The organism is Leptolyngbya sp. FACHB-1624, assembly GCF_047649235.1.
In the GTDB taxonomy this organism is placed as follows: Bacteria; Cyanobacteriota; Cyanobacteriia; order Leptolyngbyales; family Leptolyngbyaceae; genus Leptolyngbya; species Leptolyngbya boryana.
Genome location: NZ_CP180258.1, coordinates 6,460,415 through 6,479,272 on the forward strand (window position 1 = coordinate 6,460,415; position 18,858 = coordinate 6,479,272).

10 protein-coding genes are annotated in these 18,858 nt (G+C 46.8%); 5 read left to right on the plus strand and 5 right to left on the minus strand.

Annotated elements, in window-relative coordinates; all coding sequences use genetic code 11:
- Nucleotides 1–673: 673 nt before the first annotated feature.
- The 4 genes from ACMUEV_RS30705 to ACMUEV_RS30720 all read left to right on the plus strand — a co-directional run bounded on the left by ACMUEV_RS30705 (nucleotide 674) and on the right by ACMUEV_RS30720 (nucleotide 12,288).
- Complete coding sequence (locus ACMUEV_RS30705; RefSeq protein ID WP_017291431.1) at nucleotides 674–1,078, plus strand: hypothetical protein; 405 nt, start codon at nucleotides 674–676, stop codon at nucleotides 1,076–1,078.
- A 287-nt stretch (nucleotides 1,079–1,365) separates the two neighbouring features.
- A complete protein-coding gene (locus ACMUEV_RS30710; RefSeq protein ID WP_190650366.1) occupies nucleotides 1,366–10,923 on the plus strand; it encodes a Calx-beta domain-containing protein in 9,558 nt (3,185 codons plus the stop codon).
- A gap of 295 nt (nucleotides 10,924–11,218) precedes the next feature.
- The gene (locus ACMUEV_RS30715) at nucleotides 11,219–11,707 is read left to right on the plus strand and encodes a helix-turn-helix domain-containing protein (protein WP_316425929.1); all 489 of its coding nucleotides are present in this window, start codon (nucleotides 11,219–11,221) and stop codon (nucleotides 11,705–11,707) included.
- A 14-nt stretch (nucleotides 11,708–11,721) separates the two neighbouring features.
- Nucleotides 11,722–12,288: an IS630 family transposase gene (locus tag ACMUEV_RS30720; RefSeq protein WP_415354619.1), complete on the plus strand. Its 567-nt coding sequence runs from the start codon at nucleotides 11,722–11,724 to the stop codon at nucleotides 12,286–12,288.
- 293 nt (nucleotides 12,289–12,581) lie between these two features.
- On the opposite strand, the gene psbA is transcribed toward ACMUEV_RS30720, so the two are convergent.
- The 4 genes from psbA to ACMUEV_RS30740 all read right to left on the minus strand — a co-directional run bounded on the left by psbA (nucleotide 12,582) and on the right by ACMUEV_RS30740 (nucleotide 16,058).
- On the minus strand, nucleotides 12,582–13,664 hold the full coding sequence (gene psbA / locus ACMUEV_RS30725) for a photosystem II q(b) protein (protein WP_017288020.1): 1,083 nt from the start codon (nucleotides 13,662–13,664) through the stop codon (nucleotides 12,582–12,584).
- Between the two features lie 199 nt (nucleotides 13,665–13,863).
- The gene (locus tag ACMUEV_RS30730) at nucleotides 13,864–14,166 is read right to left on the minus strand and encodes a helix-turn-helix domain-containing protein (RefSeq protein ID WP_017291428.1); all 303 of its coding nucleotides are present in this window, start codon (nucleotides 14,164–14,166) and stop codon (nucleotides 13,864–13,866) included.
- A gap of 279 nt (nucleotides 14,167–14,445) precedes the next feature.
- The gene (locus tag ACMUEV_RS30735; RefSeq protein ID WP_190652512.1) at nucleotides 14,446–14,967 is read right to left on the minus strand and encodes a DOMON-like domain-containing protein; all 522 of its coding nucleotides are present in this window, start codon (nucleotides 14,965–14,967) and stop codon (nucleotides 14,446–14,448) included.
- Nucleotides 14,964–16,058 (minus strand): phosphotransferase enzyme family protein, encoded by a 1,095-nt coding sequence (locus tag ACMUEV_RS30740; RefSeq protein WP_190652513.1) that lies wholly within the window; start codon nucleotides 16,056–16,058, stop codon nucleotides 14,964–14,966. Before ACMUEV_RS30740 ends, ACMUEV_RS30735 begins: the two co-directional genes overlap by 4 nt.
- Nucleotides 16,059–16,095: 37 nt before the next feature.
- Here ACMUEV_RS30740 and glsA point away from each other — a divergent pair, with 37 nt between their 5' ends.
- Entirely contained in the window at nucleotides 16,096–17,058 is a 963-nt protein-coding gene (glsA, locus tag ACMUEV_RS30745; protein WP_017291425.1) for a glutaminase A, read from the plus strand.
- 50 nt (nucleotides 17,059–17,108) lie between these two features.
- Here glsA and ACMUEV_RS30750 read toward each other — a convergent pair whose 3' ends face one another.
- On the minus strand, nucleotides 17,109–18,734 hold the full coding sequence (locus tag ACMUEV_RS30750) for a glycoside hydrolase family 3 protein (protein WP_190652514.1): 1,626 nt from the start codon (nucleotides 18,732–18,734) through the stop codon (nucleotides 17,109–17,111).
- Nucleotides 18,735–18,858: the final 124 nt, after the last annotated feature.

Consider the following 18,858-nt stretch of genomic DNA (forward strand, 5'->3'; position numbering starts at 1 on the left):
TTATCGGGAGATTTGATCTGAACCTTGGTCGCTTTTCATTCATGACTGTTGGGCATCTTGCCATGTTGATGAGCTTTAGCGTGACCATATAGAGGACATTCCATCGATTGGCTCGCAGTGAAGATCCATCTCTACTCAACTATTTCCACATGAACTTGATGCACTCTCAAAGATCTGACGTTGATGCAGTAGGATACTCAGGACTGACGAGCAATTCTAAATTCACCCTCTTGAATCATCACACTATCAAGCCGTCTTCGTTCACAAGTTGTTAATTATTGAACATTTTCACTCCTGACAATCACAAAACTGTCGTAACGAGTAAACAAGCTGTCACGAGAAATGCAACAACTGTCGTAACGAATAGACAAGCTGTCACGAGAAATGCAACAACTGTCGTAACGAATAGACAAGCTGTCACGAGAAATGCAACAACTGTCGTAACGAATAGACAAGCTGTCGTTACGACAGCTTCTAGTTTTGTGATTTGATCAGTGACTTACACAGAGACAGCATGTAAATTTGCGGAGACAAAATCGATCGCGGTAGAGAAATCACTTGCATTATCAAAGCAACTTTATAAAATCCTTACATTCTTTCTGCGTTTTCTGCTGAACCAGAAGTCAGGCTGAGTAAGCCAAGCTGGTCGCATAAATCTGTAGAGGAGAGAAAAATGTCTCGTAAAAAGCGTACCTCGCGAATTTTAGAAAAGGCTGAGATCCGCATCTCAGGGCTAAAAGCTGTTGATCCGGCGATGGATTTTGGTGAGTCTCGCAGTGTGGTGCATATGAGCGTGCAAATTGATCGATTACGCAGTCATATTGAAGACTATAATCGCGCGCTCACATTCCTCGACTCTTCTAAAAAACAAATTGAGGAACTTGAAAAAAGCTTAGGTGATCTCAGCGATCGCATGTTAACTGGAGTCGCATTCAAATACGGCAAAGATAGCCGAGAGTATGAGATGGCAGGTGGAACGCGGAAAAGCGATCGCATTCGTAAAAGCAGCATCGCCCGAATTAAAGCGACAAAAGGAGCAAAAATTACGCCTGAAACTGAGACTGAGCAAAGTGCATAAGTTAATTTTGCTCTAATGAGCAAAGAAATCGATACAGAGGGCTATCAACCTGGGAATGCTGAAGCATAGCCCTCTTAAATTCGACAGAGTCAATAGGTTTTATCCACGATCGTCATAACCGAAAAATTGTTGCGTGCATCCGTACATCCCGCGATCATGCTTCACAATTTCTTCTCGAAAAATCTGCGAAATTACTGCTTTGTAATTCCAGGTGAATGTCCTAAGGCGCGGATTGGGAAATCTACCCATTGAGCAAACTAGAACCCTCGTCCTACCTGGAGAAGAATATGGACTTCGCGAGATTACCCCAATGGAATCGTCAATCTCCACTTGAAACCAGCACAATTCCATCGATCGCAGTTTCGCAAAATGATTTCAGTCCAACTTGGTCATCGCTTCAGGGCAAATCGTCTTTGATTGTGATCGATTCGAGCGTTCCAAACTACCAGGAATTAGTTGCAGGGATTCAAGGCGATGCTCATATTTTAATTCTCGATCCCGTCAAAGATGCGATCGCACAAATTACTTCAGCACTCTTAGAAGAGAGTGGGATTTCGAGCTTGCACCTTATCTCGCACGGAGCGAGTGGTGCGCTCAAACTAGGTGAAACTTGGCTCGATCGAGCAACACTCGTTCGCTATCAGTCAGAATTTAAGCTGTGGAGCCAGTCCCTCACCGCAGATGCAGACATTTTGATCTACGGTTGTGATGTCGCTCAAGGAGAGATTGGACAAAGCTTTATTCAGCACTTCAGCCTGTTAACTGGCGCAGATATTGCTGCGTCGAACAATTTAACTGGCAATGTTAACCTGAATGGAGATTGGACGCTGGAAGTGCAAACCGGAGCAATCGAATCCGCGATCGCATTCAATGCTGATATTCAGGCTAATTACCAATCAATTCTGCCTGTCGATCTGATTTCAGTGAGCAATCCTACACTTGTAAAAGGCAGCGTGGGACTCGACAACATTGGGCAAAACGCAGTCAGTGGAGATGGACGCTATGTTGTCTTTGCGAGCAGCGCTTCGAGCTTGGGAGCCAATGATAGTAACGGCGCATCGGATGTATTTCTATACGATCGACAAACCGATTCCGTCACCCTGATTAGCCAGAACTTTAGCAAAAGTGGCAGTGCAACGGGCGCATCCCTCAATCCCGTCATTAGCTTCGATGGCAACTTTGTTGCATTCATTAGCAATGCCAACAATCTTGTTGGATCAATGGCAAGCAATACAGATTCTATTAACAATATTTTTGTGTGGGAGCGGACTACAGGCAACATTTCACTAGTCAGCCGAGATGACACAGGCAAGAGTGGAAGCCGTGCCTCATCTGCTCCTAGTATCAGCGATGATGGCAGCCGAATTGCATTTCAAACTCAATCTCAACTTTTACCCACCGATAGTTCAGCTCGCCCAGATGTGTATGTTTGGACACGATCGACAGGCGCTTTAACACATCTAAGTCGAAATCGGATCGGCACAATCAGCCGAACCGTTGGAGCCGATGCGCCTGTGATCAGTGGCGATGGGAAATATGTAGCATTTGCCAGCCTCTATTCCAATCTGGCAGCATCTGATACAAATGGCGTACAAGATATCTTTCTGTGGCAGCAAGAAACCGATACGGTTATTAACTTAACGACTTCTGGTAATGCAGCATCATCTAGCCCGGTTATCAGTCGCGATGGAAGCCGGGTAGCATTTGTCAGTGATGCGACCAATTTCGCAACCGATACGAACGGAGTGCGAGATGTCTTTGTCTGGACGCGATCGCCCGAAAACCCGTTAGCCGGAACCATTCAGCTTGCCAGTGTGAATGCGACAAATACAAACAGCGGGAATACAATACCTGGCGCGATCGGGTTAAATCTAGGCTCGCAAAATCCGGTACTCAGTCGAGACGGGCAAACCCTCGCTTTTACAAGTGCTTCAACCGATCTCGTCGCAGGCGATACGAACAATAAAGTAGATGTATTCGCTCGGGATTTAACCGCTAATACAAATCAGACTGTTTTGGTCAGTCAGAGCAGCACAGGAACTCTATCAGATGGGGACTCTGGCAATATTACGCTGAGCGCAGATGGCAAGCGGATCGCTTTTACAAGCCTGGGCACAAATTTAGTCAGTGGAGACACGAACGGGCTGCAAGATATTTTTGTCCGGGATATTTCGACCGGACAGCCAGATTCGGGTAAGACATTCCTAAGCAGCCGTACTCCGACCGGAGAGGTTGGCAATAATAGTTCTGGAACTACTTCAACTGGGATTGAGCCTTCGATTTCTGTCCCTATCATTACCAGTGATGGTACGAGAGTTGTGTTTGTCAGTCAGGCAAGCAATCTAAACGCAGAGGATGCTAATTCTAACTTTGATGGATACATCATTCCGGTCGCAACTGGAGCAGCGACCCTGATCAGTCGTCGCAGTTCTGACCCCAATACAAGCTCACGGACAGGCAGTGGAGACTCAACGCTGTCGGACAATTCACTCAGCGAAACGGGACGTTATATCGTCTTTACGAGTGATGCTTCTGAGATCGTCGCAGGTGACACCAATGGGGTCGCAGATGTCTTCTTGCGCGATCGTCAAACTGGAACGACAACGCTGATCAGCAAGGGTGCAACGATCGCCAATGGCGCTTCAGGAAATGCCAGCATTAGCGCGGATGGTCGCTATGTCGTCTTTACGAGTGAAGCGACAAATTTAGGTAGTGTCGATAATAATAATGCGATCGACATTTTCTGGGTCGATGTGCAAACGCAGCAATTGCGATTAGTCAGCCGGGCAGTGGGTGGAGCAAGCAGTGCAGATGCAGCTTCACTCAATCCAGTACTGAGTGCAAATGGTCGCTATGTTGCCTTTACGAGTAGCGCAACCAATCTTGTCGCTGGCGACACGAATGGACTGCAAGATGTATTTGTTTGGGATAGTCAGGATAATTCGATTCTGAATATCACTCAAGGTGCAACAGGTGGCATCTCAGAGCAGCCTGTTATTAGCCCCGATGGACGATATGTTGCTTTTGTCAGTGCTGCATCGAATCTTGCGGTTGGTGATACGAATGGACTCAGAGATGTCTTCGTCTGGGATCGTACAAACAGCAGTATTACACTCGTGAGCCGAGCAACGGGAGCAAGTGGTGCAATTTCAGATGGCGATTCGTACCAAGTCAGTATGAGCCAGGATGGAAGAACAATCGCGTTTACAAGTACTGCCAAGAACCTTGCAGGCACACCCGATGGCGACAATGACGAAGATGTCTTTGTTCGCAACTTAGATACAAACACAACGGTACACGTCAGTGTGAATCAAGCAGGCGGATATAGCGTCAGCAGCGAATTCACGCCCCTAAGAGCATTCAGCCCGAGACTGAGTGGCGATGGTAAATTCGTCGCGTTTACTAGCACCTTTACTGATTTAGTTGCCACAGACACAAATGGAACCAGTGATGTCTTCTTACGAGATCTAACCACGAATGTCACGAAATTGATTAGCGTCAATCTGGCAGGTTCAGACAGTGGGAATAATGCAACGGGTGCAGATGGCGGCACTGGCAGCGGCACTGGCACTGGCTCTTTTGCGACTGGAATTAGCAACGACGGGCGCTATGTTGTCTTTAATAGCTTCTCAAGTAATCTTGTCGGTAACGATACGAATACTGCACTGGATGCGTTTGTCCGAGATGTCACTCAGAATCTCACACTTCTAGCGAGCCAAATTCCTGCTGAGACAAATAGTGGTCAAGGCGCTTCTTTCAATCCTGTCATTAGTAACAATGGCGGTTATGTTGCTTTCACTAGTCTTGCTACAGATTTAACGCCACGAGATTTGAACGGAAAATATGATGTCTTTGGCTTGAATCTATCCACGACCGTGAGTTTGTCACTGAGCAAAAACACGATCGCAGAAGCCACACCGACGAATTCAGTTCAATACACGATTCGGCGCAATCAAACCGCAGGTTCGTTAACGGTGAAGTTAGCGATCGACAACACAAGCACCGTTTCTGCCAGCGATTACACTTTCACTGCTGGCTCAGGCATTACCTTAACTGAAAATGGTTCAGAACTTACGATCGAGTTTGCAAACGGAGTGAATGAAGGCATTCTCACTTTAAGCGCGATCGATGACACTGCACTTGAAGACGAAGAAGTATTGAATCTCAGTGTTGTAGCAAGCCCAGATTATGCGATCGCAGATAGTTTTGGAACTACTTCGCTGAAGTTTATCGATAACGAGATCCCAATCTTTGTCTCCATTACCAATACCACTCAGGACATCAAAGAAGGGAATTCGGGCGAAAAAGCGTTTACCTTCCAAGTCAAACTGGCAACTCCTGCGACAACAGACCCTGTGACGGTTCGATATACAGTTCAGCCTGGAACGGCTGATGCTAATGACTTGACCGTAACAACAGGCATCCTCACATTTAACGTCGGAGAGGCAGATACTCAAACCATCACCGTTCAAGTCAAAGGCGATACCCAGTTTGAGCCAGATGAAACCTTCACAGTTGAACTGAGCGATGCGAGTGCAAATGCGAGATTACAAACTGGCTCTGCAACTGCAACGATCGAGAATGACGACATTGCACCTACGATCGAGATCGTAGGTCTCGATTCAATCACGGAAGGACAATCCAGCACACAGACTTATGCGCTAACCGTTCAACTCAATCAAACTAGCAGCACCCCGATCACAGTAGATTATGCAGCCGTTGATTTAGGTGCAGCGAATGGCAAAGATTATGTGCTCGCACCGGGTCAATTAACGTTTGCAGCAGGTGAACAAACTAAAACGATTAATGTCACTGTCAATGGCGATAGTATTTTTGAAGCCGATGAACAGTTCAAAATTCAGCTTTCCAATGCTGTCGGTGCAATCTTACCTGAAGCTCAAGCCGCAAAAACAGTCACGATCACCAATGATGACACTGCACCCACTCTCAGCATTGAGACAGTTGCTGAACAATCCGAGGGCACAACGCCTTATAACTTTGTCGTGAAACTCACAGGCGAGACAGAAGTGCCCGTGACTGTGAAATACGCAACAGTTCCTGGAACAGCAACAGTTGAAGACTTCACAAACGTATCTGATAGTTTAACTTTCGCAGCAGGAGAAACTCAGAAAACAATTGCGATCGCGATCGCCGATGATACTCAACGCGAACGCAATGAATCTTTCTCTGTTCAACTTTCTGAGCCAACCAACGCAACAATTACCACTGCATCCGCAACTGGAACCATCACCGATAACGATCCCATTCCAACCGTATCGATCACCAACGTTACCAAGTCAGAAGGCAACGGTGGAAATACGCCATTCGAGTTTGAAGTCAGCTTATCCAATGCGAGCGATCAAGAAATTGTCCTCAACTACACCACCGAAGACGGAACGGCACTCGTCTCAGACAACGACTATCAAACAGCAAGCGGAACAATTCGATTTGCACCCGGAACAACCAAGCAAACGATTACAGTGAATGCTACAGGAGATACCCGACGGGAACAAGATGAAACGTTCTCTGTGAAGCTGAACACGACAACTCCAAGCTTAGTAACGATTCCAACAGATGCGATCGGTCTTGGAACCATTCAAAACGATGATTTAACCTTCCCATCGATTAGCGTCTCGCCTGCAACTGTGAATGAAGGTGGAGTTCTTTCCTTTGAAGTGTCGCTTTCAGATACCAGTAGTGATGAAATCCGCATTGATGTTGCGACTAGTGACGGAACCGCATTACTCAGCGATTCTGATTACACTCGTCTGACTCAGACCCTAATTTTTGCTCCAAATGAGCGTACAAAAACCGTCACAGTTCAAACAACAAACGACAACAAGCTGGAAGACGACGAAACGATCACGCTCACCTTATCGAATCCAGTCAATACGACGATCGCCGGAACTGGAAACGCGGTCGGAACCATCAAAAACGACGACCAGCGACCCACGATCGGGATTGCAAGCACACCTTTAAGCGAAGATGACCCAACGGCTGCCGCTTATCCTTTCACAATCCGTCTCTCGAATCCGACCACTCAAACCGTCACGGTGAAATACCGAACGATCGATGACACTGCAACCGTTGCTGACAATGATTATGTGGCAACAAATGGAACCATCACCTTTAATCCTGGTGAAACCGAGAAGACCATTACAGTTCAAGCTATTGCCGATCGTAAATTCGAGCCAACCGAACGGTTTATTGTCCGTTTAGAAGATGCAGTTAATGCAGATCTCTCTCCCACCGCAACGGACGGACTGGGTGTATTGAACAACGACGACGCAGCACCGCAGTTATCGATTTCCTCTCGCACTGGAGCACAAGCCGAAGGCGATTCTGGCACAACTCCGTTTGTCTTCGTGGTCACGCTGAACAATCCGAGTAGCGAAGAAATCCGCGTCAACTACACAACTGCTAACGGCACTGCGACTTCTCCCGCAGATTTTGCCGCTACAAATGGAACCTTAATTTTTGCACCTGGACAAACCGAGCAAACGATCACGGTTAATGTTGCAACGGATTCTGGAATCGACGGAATTGAACCAGATGAAACTTTCTTTGTTCGCTTAAGCGACCCAATTGGAGCAACGCTCTCTAGCAACAGCGAAGCACAAGGAACCATTCTCAATGATGACAATGCTCCAACTCCGACGATCCGAATTGATGATGTCATTGCTAGCGAAGGCAACGGCAACACAACCTACACCTTCAAAGTTAAGCTGCTACAACCTACAACCAATACGGTCACCGTCCAATATCGCACCCTAGACGGCACAGCAACCGTCGCAGATGGAGACTATACAGGACTCACAGCCCCTGGAACACTGACTTTTGCACCTCGCGAAACCGAAAAAGAAATCTCGATCGTGGTTCGAGGAGATACAAAATTTGAGCCGAATGAAGATTTCTTTGTAGAACTCTTCAATCCCACCAATGCAACCCTATCGTCGCTATCAACAGCAAAAGGCGTAATCAATAACGATGATGCTCGCCCGACAATTAGCATTGGCAATGTCGTTGTCTCAGAAGGCAATGTAGACGGAGCATTCACCGATGCAATCTTCACCGTTGCTCTCTCAAATCCAAGCAGTGAAGCAATTACCGTCGATTTCACAACGGTTGATGGCACAGCACTGGTCAGCGATAACGACTATCAAGCTGCATCAGGTAAGCTCACTTTTACTTCAGGTGTAACCAGCCAGCAAATCACCGTCAAAGTCCGAGGCGATCGCAAATTTGAACTCGATGAAGCTTTCTCAATTCGTCTTTCTGCTCCAACAAACGCCGATCTATTCACGGCTCCAAATCAAGGCATCGGAACAATTCTCAGCGATGATTTCCGCCCAACCATTACGATCGACGATGCCACCCCAGTGTTAGAAGGCAACTCTGGCACAACCCCGATTCAATTCAAAGTTCGTCTCTCGAATCCCAGTAGCGAGACTGTAACCGTGAAGTATGTTATGAAGAACGGCACAGCAGATGGGAATGATTTTGCAACGGTATCGACTCCCACAACTGTCACCTTTGCGCCTGGACAAACTGAGCAGACTATCACCGTTCAAGCGATCGGAGATACCCAGTTTGAACTCGATGAAACCTTTACCGTTGAATTGAGCGAACCTAGCAATGCTCAAATTGCAGATGGCAGTGCAACGGGAACAATCATCAACGATGAAGCATTGCCACGGTTATCGATCGCAGCAGTTCCACCTAGTCTTGCAGAAGGCAATAGCGGTATCACTCCCTTTACGTTTGAGGTGAGTCTCAGTGAAGCCAGCCCAGTTCCTATTACAGTCCGTTACAGCACTGTAGATGGAACCGCAACGATTACAGGCAACGATTATGTTGCTGCATCAGGAACGCTAACATTTGCAGCCAATGAGACGAAAAAGACAATCACTGTGAACACTTTGGGTGATACACAGTTTGAAGGTAATGAAACTTTCCAAGTCGCACTCAGCAATGCATCTGGTGCAACCATTCAGACAGGTTCAGCCACCGCAACGATCACCGAAGATGATACTCCTCCGGGCGGTGACACAACGGATTCGCCATATGACATTCTCTGGCGCAATCAGCGAACTGGAGAAAACATGCTCTGGCTTCCATCTGGCAGTTTATTAGAGCGCGAGATTCCCTTCTTCACCGTACCAGACCCGCGTTGGCAAATCGCTGGTTCAGCCGATTTCGATGGCGATGGCGACACAGATCTCCTCTGGCGCAACCCTAGCACTGGAGAAACTGCAATTTGGCAAATGGCTCCTGATCTCTCATTCAGAGGAAGTCTGCTGCCGACCACCGATAGTAGTTGGGAAGTCAAGGGAATTGCAGATTTTAACCGCGATCGCAAACCAGACATCCTCTTCCGCAATGTCAGCACAGGTGAGAATGCGATCTGGTTCATGCGTGATACAGCGTTGAGTTCATCATCTTTCATTACGAGAGTTGCAGACACAAGCTGGCAAATTGATGTTGTTGCTGACTTTGACAACGATGGCAACGCAGACATTTTCTGGTCAAATACGCGCACCGGAGACACAGCTCTATGGTTCATGAACGGAACCAATATCAAATCGAGCCAGTTCTTGCAGAAAGTTCCAGATATTGCTTGGCGACCGATCACGTCGGGCGACTTTAATCGAGATGGATTTGTCGATTTGTTCTGGCGCAATCAGCGAACAGGTGAGAACGCAATCTGGTTCCTACGAAATGGCGAACTCCAAAGCAGTTCTTTTATTCAATCTGTTCCACCGACGAGTTGGCAGCTTGAGCAAGTTTACGATTTCAATGGAGATCAGAGTTTAGATCTGTTGTGGCGCAATACTGTGACACAAGAAATGGCAATTTGGTACATGGCGCGTGAGGTATTTGGAGCGTATGCGCTCTTGCCGAGCCTACCCGATCGCAATTGGGCAATCGAAGGGGTCGGTTTGATCGGCAACCAAAGAAAAGGTGAGATTATTCTGCGGAACTATCAAACGGGTGAAAACCGCATCTGGCGAGTGAATCAAGATGTGTTTAATCGCACGACTATGTTAGAAACCTTAAGCCGCGATTGGGAGATTCAAGGAACGGGAGACTTCGATCGCAATGGCGATGCTGACATTGTTTGGCGGAATTTGCGAACCCGCGAATTGTCGATTTGGCTGACACAGAATGGGCAAGTTCGTGAGAAAGTTACTGTTCCGTTAGGATGGGATGTCCCGACCACTTGGAAGATTTTGGCAGTCGATGATTTTAGTGGTGATGGCACTCCCGATCTAGTGTGGCGAAACGACGAAACGGGTGAAACCGCATTCTGGACATTCAATGGGACTCAGTTTTCTTCGAGCAGTTCAATTCTGCCTGCGATGGATACTAACTGGCGGTTAGAAGGGGTTGCCGATATGAATAACGATCGCAGTCTTGATTTAATCTGGCGCAATCCGACGACAGGTGAAATTGCATATTGGTTGTTCGATCGCACTCGATTAACTCGTGGCGTAATCAATCCTGCAATCGATTTAAATTGGCAAATTAGAGGTTTTGCAGACTTTAATCGCGATGGTCAAACGGATATCGTTTGGCGCAATCTGGTGACGGGTGAAAATGGCATTTGGATTATGAATGGAATCCAATTGAGTCGAAGCATCAAGTTGGAAAATGCGTTGCCAACTTGGGATATTGTTGGCATTGGAGAATATAACCAAGATAATCAGCTTGATTTATTGTGGCGCGATCGCTTGACTGGCTCGAATGCAGTTTGGTATCTCAACAACGGCAATTTCGTACTCGGAGCTTACATTCCATCGCTTCCTGATCCTGCTTGGACTGTGGAGGGAATTGACGATTTCTAAGTTAGGAGCTGCTCAGACTAGCACCAATTTAAGAAGAATTCTGGGCTGTTGCTCTCGCTTCTTAAACTATGGTGCAGAGCCTATAGCATTCCTGTTTGGTTTGTAAGATCTTGCAAGTTGGGGAATGGGGAAATTGCTCTCCATTCCCCTATTTCACAGCCGATTTAGGACTGCTGTAGTCGCGGCTAGAGAAATTGCTTGTATCTCCTCTCGGCTCTGCTCAACGCTCTAATACCAAATCTCCAAAATATGACTACAGATGATATAACTCAGATGTAGCATTCCGTCAGCGACGATGGCAGGCGTTTACAAGCTAGAGATTCAAGAAAGCGCTGAAGAACTGAAACAACTACTCAGGGCACAAACCACGGCGACAGGTAAAGAACGGCTCCAGGTGCTGTATCTGTTGCAAACGAAGCAAGCGAAGACCGTACAAGCAGCGGCTGAATTGATTGGGCGCAATCGTGTGACGGTTCAAGGCTGGTTGCAGCACTATCGAAGTGGCGGCATTGCGGCGCTGTTGATGAGCAGAAAGCAAACCGGGCGACCGCGCAACCTACCGCAATGGGCAGAACAAGCGCTCTTCAAGCGGTTACAAGAGCCAGAGGGATTTGAGAGCTATCAAGCCATCTGCGACTGGCTAGAGACCACGCTGGGTCTGAGTGTTCCCTACAAGACCGTGCATAAACTGGTCTATCAACGACTAGGAGGATTGCCTAAAGTTCCTCGCCCCCAGAGCATCAAGCAATCCAAAGAGCAGCTAGAGGCATATAAAAAAACTTAGGCGCAAACTTGGCAATGTTGGTGTGGTTCAGCCTCAATGTCCTCGGTATCAAACGCCGAGTGCGCTTCTTCTGCCAAGATGAAACGCGCTTTGGACTCAAAACGGTGAGTGGGCGAAAGATCACTGCCAAAGGAGTCAAACCAATCGGCAAGGTGCAATGGCAGTTCAAGGCAACCTATCTCTATGGCATCGTCGAACCGCAAACCGGAGCCTCCTTTTTCTATGAGTTCTCCCATCTCAATACTGATTGCTTCCAAATCTTTCTTAACTTGGTCGCTGCACAATTCCCAGAAGACTGGCTGATTGTGCAACTCGATAATGGCGCGTTTCATAAAGCCAAACGCCTGCAAGTGCCTGACAACATTGTGTTGCTGTTTCAACCGCCGCATTGTCCTGAGTTAAACCCGATTGAGCAGGTTTGGCAATATCTCAAGCGGCGGTTTCGCTGGCATCTGCCCAAGACTTTAGAGGAGTTGCGACAGTGGATGACTCAGAAAATTCAGGCATTGTCTCCGGAGACGATCGCATCAATCACAGGGCGAGCATCCATTCTAGAGGCACTATCTGTAGCCGGAATTTAGAGATTTGGTATAAGATCTAAGTTTTTTGTGAGTTGAGTGCAGCCGAAGCTCAAAGCCAATCAAGAATTCAGCACACTTTTCTTGAAGCACAAACTCTTACCAGATTTGGGAACTCGGAAAAGCAAAGAATTGAGATGATGGCAGATCAAACGTCGTATGTAGCTGTCAGCGATCGCCCAATCATCAAGCCCGCAGAATAAAGGGTTTCTCAAATCAGCAAAGCGCTGGAAATAATTCATACGAAAAAGCCCCCCATTTCTGGAGGGCTTCATTTTGCTCAAATCAGTTAAAAATTAACCGTTGATTGCAGGTGCGCTCATTGCAACAGGTGCAACTTCACCAGCAGCCAAGTCGAGCGGGAAGTTGTGAGCGTTACGCTCGTGCATTACTTCCATACCCAGGTTCGCACGGTTGATTACGTCAGACCAGGTGCTCACCACACGACCTTGCGAGTCGATGATCGATTGGTTGAAGTTAAATCCGTTCAGGTTGAACGCCATCGTGGACACGCCCAATGCGGTGAACCAGATGCCGACGACCGGCCATGCACCCAAGAAGAAGTGCAGTGCGCGAGAGTTGTTGAACGATGCGTATTGGAAGATCAACCGTCCGAAGTAGCCGTGTGCTGCAACGATGTTGTAGGTCTCTTCTTCTTGTCCAAACTTGTAACCGTAGTTTTGGCTCTCAACTTCAGTGGTCTCACGTACCAACGAAGAAGTTACCAACGAACCGTGCATTGCCGAGAACAAGCTACCACCGAATACACCAGCTACGCCCAACATGTGGAACGGGTGCATCAAGATGTTGTGCTCTGCTTGGAAGACCAACATGAAGTTGAAGGTTCCAGAGATTCCGAGGGGCATACCGTCGGAGAACGATCCTTGCCCAATCGGGTAGATCAAGAAGACTGCGGTTGCTGCTGCAACAGGTGCAGAGTATGCAACACAGATCCAAGGACGCATGCCGAGACGGTAGGAGAGTTCCCACTCACGTCCCATGTAGCAGAAGACGCCGATCAAGAAGTGGAATACGACGAGTTGGTAAGGACCACCGTTGTACAACCACTCATCTAAGGATGCTGCTTCCCAAATTGGGTAGAAGTGCAAGCCAATTGCGTTCGAGGAAGGAACAACTGCACCAGAGATGATGTTGTTGCCGTAGAGCAAGGAACCTGCAACAGGTTCACGGATGCCGTCGATGTCCACAGGAGGAGCAGCGATGAAGGCGATGATGTAGCAGATGGTTGCAGCCAGCAAGGTGGGGATCATCAATACGCCGAACCAGCCTACATACAGGCGGTTTTCGGTGGAGGTGACCCAGTTGCAGAACTGCGCCCACAGGTTTGCGCTTTCGCGTCTCTGTAAGGTCGTTGTCATGGTTTGATAATTACGTTTGAGAAGATGTATGAAGTGGTTGTGTTAACCACACTTTACATATTAAGGGGAAGATTGAGATTTGTAAAGAGTGTTAACAATTATTTCAGAATTTTCTTTCCGAAGGCACGCCGATCGCATGAAAAAACCGCCTGTTTGGGGCTGGAAACCCTGATACAGGCGGAGAATTTGGGGAATGAAATCAGTTTGAAGCGCTCGCTGAAGTGTCGAAACGCTGGCGGTGCAGGTTTGCACGAGTCGATAAGCCCATCTGTTTTAATAGGCGATTAATATGTCGATCGCTAATCGCGACTCCGGTTTCTTGTAACAAATGTTTTCTGAGCCACTGGGCTGTCCAGCGATCGAACGGATAGCCGAACTGTTTTGGGCTATGACTGACTAATTCTTTTAAGCGATCTAAATATTGATCATTGATCGTCTTTGGACGACCGACAGGCTGATTAATCCAATCGTCTTGCTCAATTCGCTGCAAACTTTTTGTCATGGAACACACTCCCTAACAGGTTGTTCCGCCTTCATCGACGGAGAGTCAAACTCGATCAACGATCGATATGCGTTAGGTAGATTGCCCTGATGATGATGCTATTTAACAGTGAGTAGATATCAGATGTGAAGTGGTGAAACTACTATTATTTCGTCTGCACTTGTGTCCAAAAAAGCACTTTCTAAATAGGAGGTAATTCTATTCCTGAATATGACGATCTGAAGATCAAACCAGCTTCTAGAGATTCGATCGATATCAGGAAGAATCTTAGCTGATGGATTAAAGTTTTAGCACGAAGCTTTCTCGAAGATGGAAGTCTGCTTCGGTTCCACAGTGCTGAAGTGCCCAATATGTAATATTTTGAGGCGATGTTTCAATGACTGTAGTAATTGAAACATCAAGAGGTTGATCGGGCTGGATGATCGAATTAAGATCAAGTTCAATTGTGAGTGAAACTTGCTTGGCTTTCACATTTATCTCAAAGGGAAGTGATGTAAATTTGAGTTCTTCTTGCATTCCTGTTCGATAATTTTCAAAGCGATAGATATTCCAATCGCCGCTTGGAGAAAGGTTAAATTCCCAATATTGTGGGGAGTTCTGGACACCGAGAAAAAATTCAAAGCAGGTGGTTTGCCATAGATTATTCTGACGGGTTGGCGATTTTGCAGCTGGAATTAACACTTGAGAGCGTTCGTCGAATAGATCGTAAGTCAGGCACAATCGATTGTTCGATCGAGAAATGCTCCCTGACAGTTTGAGATCCGAGTCTGCATCAAAAGGGTGGAGAGTAAAGTTCTTCATCTCAAGCCCTCCACGATCGCAGAAATGGCTGCTTCTTGAGATTCAATGCTCTCTACTAACTTGAACTGCACCAAGGCACGCACTAAGTTATGGTCTGGATAGTTCACCTTGAAGTAACGATCGCCCATGAGATAGTCGGTGAAGAATCTTAGCCCTAATTCAAATGTGATTAAGCGAATGGCATCAAACAAATAGGCATAGTCCTGTTCTGTGAGAAACGTTTTTGCAATCCTGACATAGCCTCGTAAAATTCCCTCGCATAGATCAGGTTCAAATCTTACCGTCTCCCAAGCTTGGGTTTCTTCGCCGATCGCATTACAGCCTGAGCGCAGACAATCGCCAATATCGTAGTGAATCAAGCCAGGTTTTACAGTGTCGAGGTCAATCACACTCACGGCTTGGTTTGTTTGGGTGTCGAACATGATGTTATTGATCTTAGGATCGCCATGCATCAGTCGCAGTTTTAATTTTCCTGAGTGTTTCGCATTTTCTAAAACCTGTGCCCAAGCTTGGCGATCTCTGACGAATTTCAAGCAGTAGTTAACTTCTGGCGTGCGAGAAACGGTGGAATTTGATAATGCTCGATCGTACTGGTGCAAATAAAGCGGCGTGATGTGAAATCCTTCTAGCGTATCCAAGAGCTTTTCAGGAGGTAAATCACTGACTAAACAATGAAACAGTCCTAAAGCATAACCAATCTCTTCGGCTTGATTGAGATTCTGAATGGTGTCATACGATCGAGAATTTTCAATAAAACTAATGGCTCTCCAAAACGAGTCTTCTTCTAAATAATGGTCTTGCTTCTCGTTGGTGAAAATCACTTGTGGCGTTTCCCAACGTCGATCTAGATTCAGCGTGGGAAGTCGATCGCAAATGTGTTGAGTGCAGACACACATATTCTGCATCACCCATTCAGGCTGGCGAAAGACTTGCGTATTCATTCGCTGCAAGACAAATTGCGACGTTTCCAGTGCAACTAAAAAGGTATCGTTAATATTGCCGTTTCCCAATGCTCGAACTTCGCGAATCGATTGCGATGTGAATTTCTGTGCAATCTTGAGCAGATGTTCGGGGGAGTAATGATTTACCATTCTGAGAGCATTGAGAAGATTTCCTCGACATTCTACTATGACGATCGAACCTATAACCGCCCCAGACGTTCACCCGATTCAGGAGGTCTTGAATCAGGTTCATGAGAAGTATCGATCGCTCAATTTAGGAACTCCAGCGACCTATATTCCTGAACTGGCAAAAACAGACCCAAAGTTGTTTGGAATTTGCATTGTCACTGTGGATGGAGAGCAGTTTTCGGTAGGCGATGCTGAGCAATTGTTTACCATTCAATCAATCTCTAAGGTATTTGTGCATGGGCTAGCACTCGAAGATCATGGGAGAGAACAGGTACTTTCTAAAGTTGGAGTAGAACCCACGGGCGATGCTTTTAACGCGATCGTGCTAGATGAACAGTCGAAACGCCCCTACAATCCGATGGTAAATGCAGGCGCGATCGCGACGACGAGTTTGATTAAAGGTCAGGGTGCATCAGAACGTCTCAATCGAATGTTGGCAATGTTTGAGCGCTATATCGGACATGAGAGCTACATTGATATGCCAACGTTTATGTCTGAGCGAACGACTGGATTTCGGAATCGCGCGATGGCTTATCTAATGCGGAACTTTGGCATGATTGACGATCGCATTGATGAGTCTTTGGATCTCTACTTTCAGCAATGCTCTTTGATGGTGAATTGCTGTGATTTAGCTACGATGGCAGCGACTCTAGCAAATCAGGGAAAAAATCCGCGCACTGGAGTTCAAGCTGTGCCGTCTCGCTATGTTCGGGATATGCTCAGCGTGATGTATATGTGTGGAATGTACAACTATTCCGGAGAGTGGGCATATCGAGTTGGATTGCCTGCCAAAAGTGGGGTAAGCGGTGGATTGATGGTGGTCGTTCCGGGGAGGTTAGGGCTTGGGATTTTTTCGCCCCCGTTAGATGAGCGGGGAAATAGTGTGCGGGGAGTTAAGGTGTGTGAGGATCTTTCTGAGCAGTTTGGATTACACTTGTTTGAGTGTGAAGAGAGATCGTAGAGTCTACAGAAAATCTATATGAATTGCCCAATTGCTACTTTGGAAGGAGATCAAAACAAAGCCTCTAATGAGATCGCTTGTGCAGATTGCATTTGCCCATAGCTAAACACATAGGGAACATCAGATGGTAACTGTGGAATAAAACGATCGAGGACATAAGGACTGCCATAAACTACGATCGCATAAAGTTGATCAGTATTGAGCAAGTAAGTGAACCAATCTTGTGCTGCTTGTGTTAGTCCAGCAATCCCTCGAAATGGATTGCCTCGGATGAATAGCTGCAAGACAGTTGGACTTGCATCGCGAGTACTTAAATCAATGTACGGCGTATGTCGATCGATAATCTGAGTCTGAGTGAATCCGAACTGAGAAGGAACTGCGATCGCGGGAGCTGTTCGACCTAAGAACTCACAATCGAGAATGCTATCTACGACTACAATGTTTTGCCCCACACCTGACAAAGTTACTAATCGCGATGGATTCGGCTGATAGACTCGCATCGAATCTCGAAGTAACTGAGCATTAGTTGCTAGCATCTCAGGCTGAGCAATCTTTTGAGTCAGATCATTCGTCTCTAAAGGCAATGAAGCAAGATTTTCCCAAGCATGACCTTCTTCAGACGGAATCTCTGGGATACAAGCTTTCTGCTTCGCTCGCCAGATCCTTTCAACAGATGCACGAATTCGATCGCGATCAATCCGCCCTGCTTCGACTGCTTCACAAACAGCATCGATCGCTTTTTCTGGCTCTAATGGCATCAGCATAATATCGGCTCCAGCTTCGACGGCTAAAACGCAAGCTTCTGCTGTTCCATAACGATTCGCGATCGCACCCATAACTAAAGCATCTGTGACAATCACACCTTCAAATCCTAAATTCTGCCGCAATTCATCTGTGAGAACTTTGGGCGAAAGTGTAGCAGGATAGTTCGGATCGAGTGCGGGAACCTGTAAGTGAGCACTCATCACAACATCGACACCCGCAGAGATTGCATTTCTAAACGGTGGAAATTCAATCGCTTCTAATCTTGCTCGATCGTGCGGAATCAGTGGCAGTTCGAGATGCGAATCAACAGCAGTATCTCCATGGCCCGGAAAATGCTTTGCAGTCGTCAGAATCGGATGCTGATGTGCGCCTCGAATAAATGCTTTTGCTAATTCACTCACAATCTCAGGCGTTTCACCAAATGCCCGCACATTGATTACTGGATTATTTGGATTGTTATTGACATCGACTGTAGGAGATAGCAGCCAATTTAAGCCAATCGCTAAACTTTCCTCTGCGGTGATTCTTCCCATCTGTTCGGCATAGTGACAGGCGAGTGGAAGATCGCGTTTGGCAATTTCAGCGATCGACATGGGGGGCGGAAACCAAGTTGCGCCTGAGAACCGCTGTCCGACTCCTTCTTCTACATCGGCACAAATCAGTAATGGCGTTGATGCCCAGTTTTGAAGCTGCTGAGTTCTAAGAGCAATTTCTCCAGCACTCGCACCCAATAAGATCACACCTCCTACACCCAAATCTTTGACCCAGTGTTCTAGCGTAGCAGCGGGGGGTTCCCAGATTGGATATTGGATTTGGTGATCAAATAGAAATCCGGATGCTCTGACAACTACCATCTGAGCAACTTGCTGAGGCAGGGTAAGTGTGTCGAGATTGGAAAGAAAAGAAGCCATGATTTCGCTCTTTCTGAAAATTCAGCTAGTCACTAAGCTTACAAGAGTTTGCTTCCGTTCTGTCTCAAATGGTTGAGCGCGATCGCAGGGCATTCCTTGATCATCATCCCTGAAGAGTTTGGAC

Bases quoted from the DNA above. Each gene is read 5' to 3' on its own strand.
- ACMUEV_RS30730 (WP_017291428.1), bottom strand. From the start codon at position 14,166: ATGACAAAAAGTTTGCAGCGAATTGAGCAAGACGATTGGATTAATCAG.
- ACMUEV_RS30715 (WP_316425929.1), top strand. From the start codon at position 11,219: ATGGCAGGCGTTTACAAGCTAGAGATTCAAGAAAGCGCTGAAGAACTG.
- ACMUEV_RS30720 (WP_415354619.1), top strand. From the start codon at position 11,722: ATGTTGGTGTGGTTCAGCCTCAATGTCCTCGGTATCAAACGCCGAGTG.
- ACMUEV_RS30750 (WP_190652514.1), bottom strand. From the start codon at position 18,734: ATGGCTTCTTTTCTTTCCAATCTCGACACACTTACCCTGCCTCAGCAA.
- glsA (WP_017291425.1), top strand. From the start codon at position 16,096: ATGACGATCGAACCTATAACCGCCCCAGACGTTCACCCGATTCAGGAG.
- ACMUEV_RS30710 (WP_190650366.1), top strand. From the start codon at position 1,366: ATGGACTTCGCGAGATTACCCCAATGGAATCGTCAATCTCCACTTGAA.
- ACMUEV_RS30735 (WP_190652512.1), bottom strand. From the start codon at position 14,967: ATGAAGAACTTTACTCTCCACCCTTTTGATGCAGACTCGGATCTCAAA.
- ACMUEV_RS30705 (WP_017291431.1), top strand. From the start codon at position 674: ATGTCTCGTAAAAAGCGTACCTCGCGAATTTTAGAAAAGGCTGAGATC.
- ACMUEV_RS30740 (WP_190652513.1), bottom strand. From the start codon at position 16,058: ATGGTAAATCATTACTCCCCCGAACATCTGCTCAAGATTGCACAGAAA.
- psbA (WP_017288020.1), bottom strand. From the start codon at position 13,664: ATGACAACGACCTTACAGAGACGCGAAAGCGCAAACCTGTGGGCGCAG.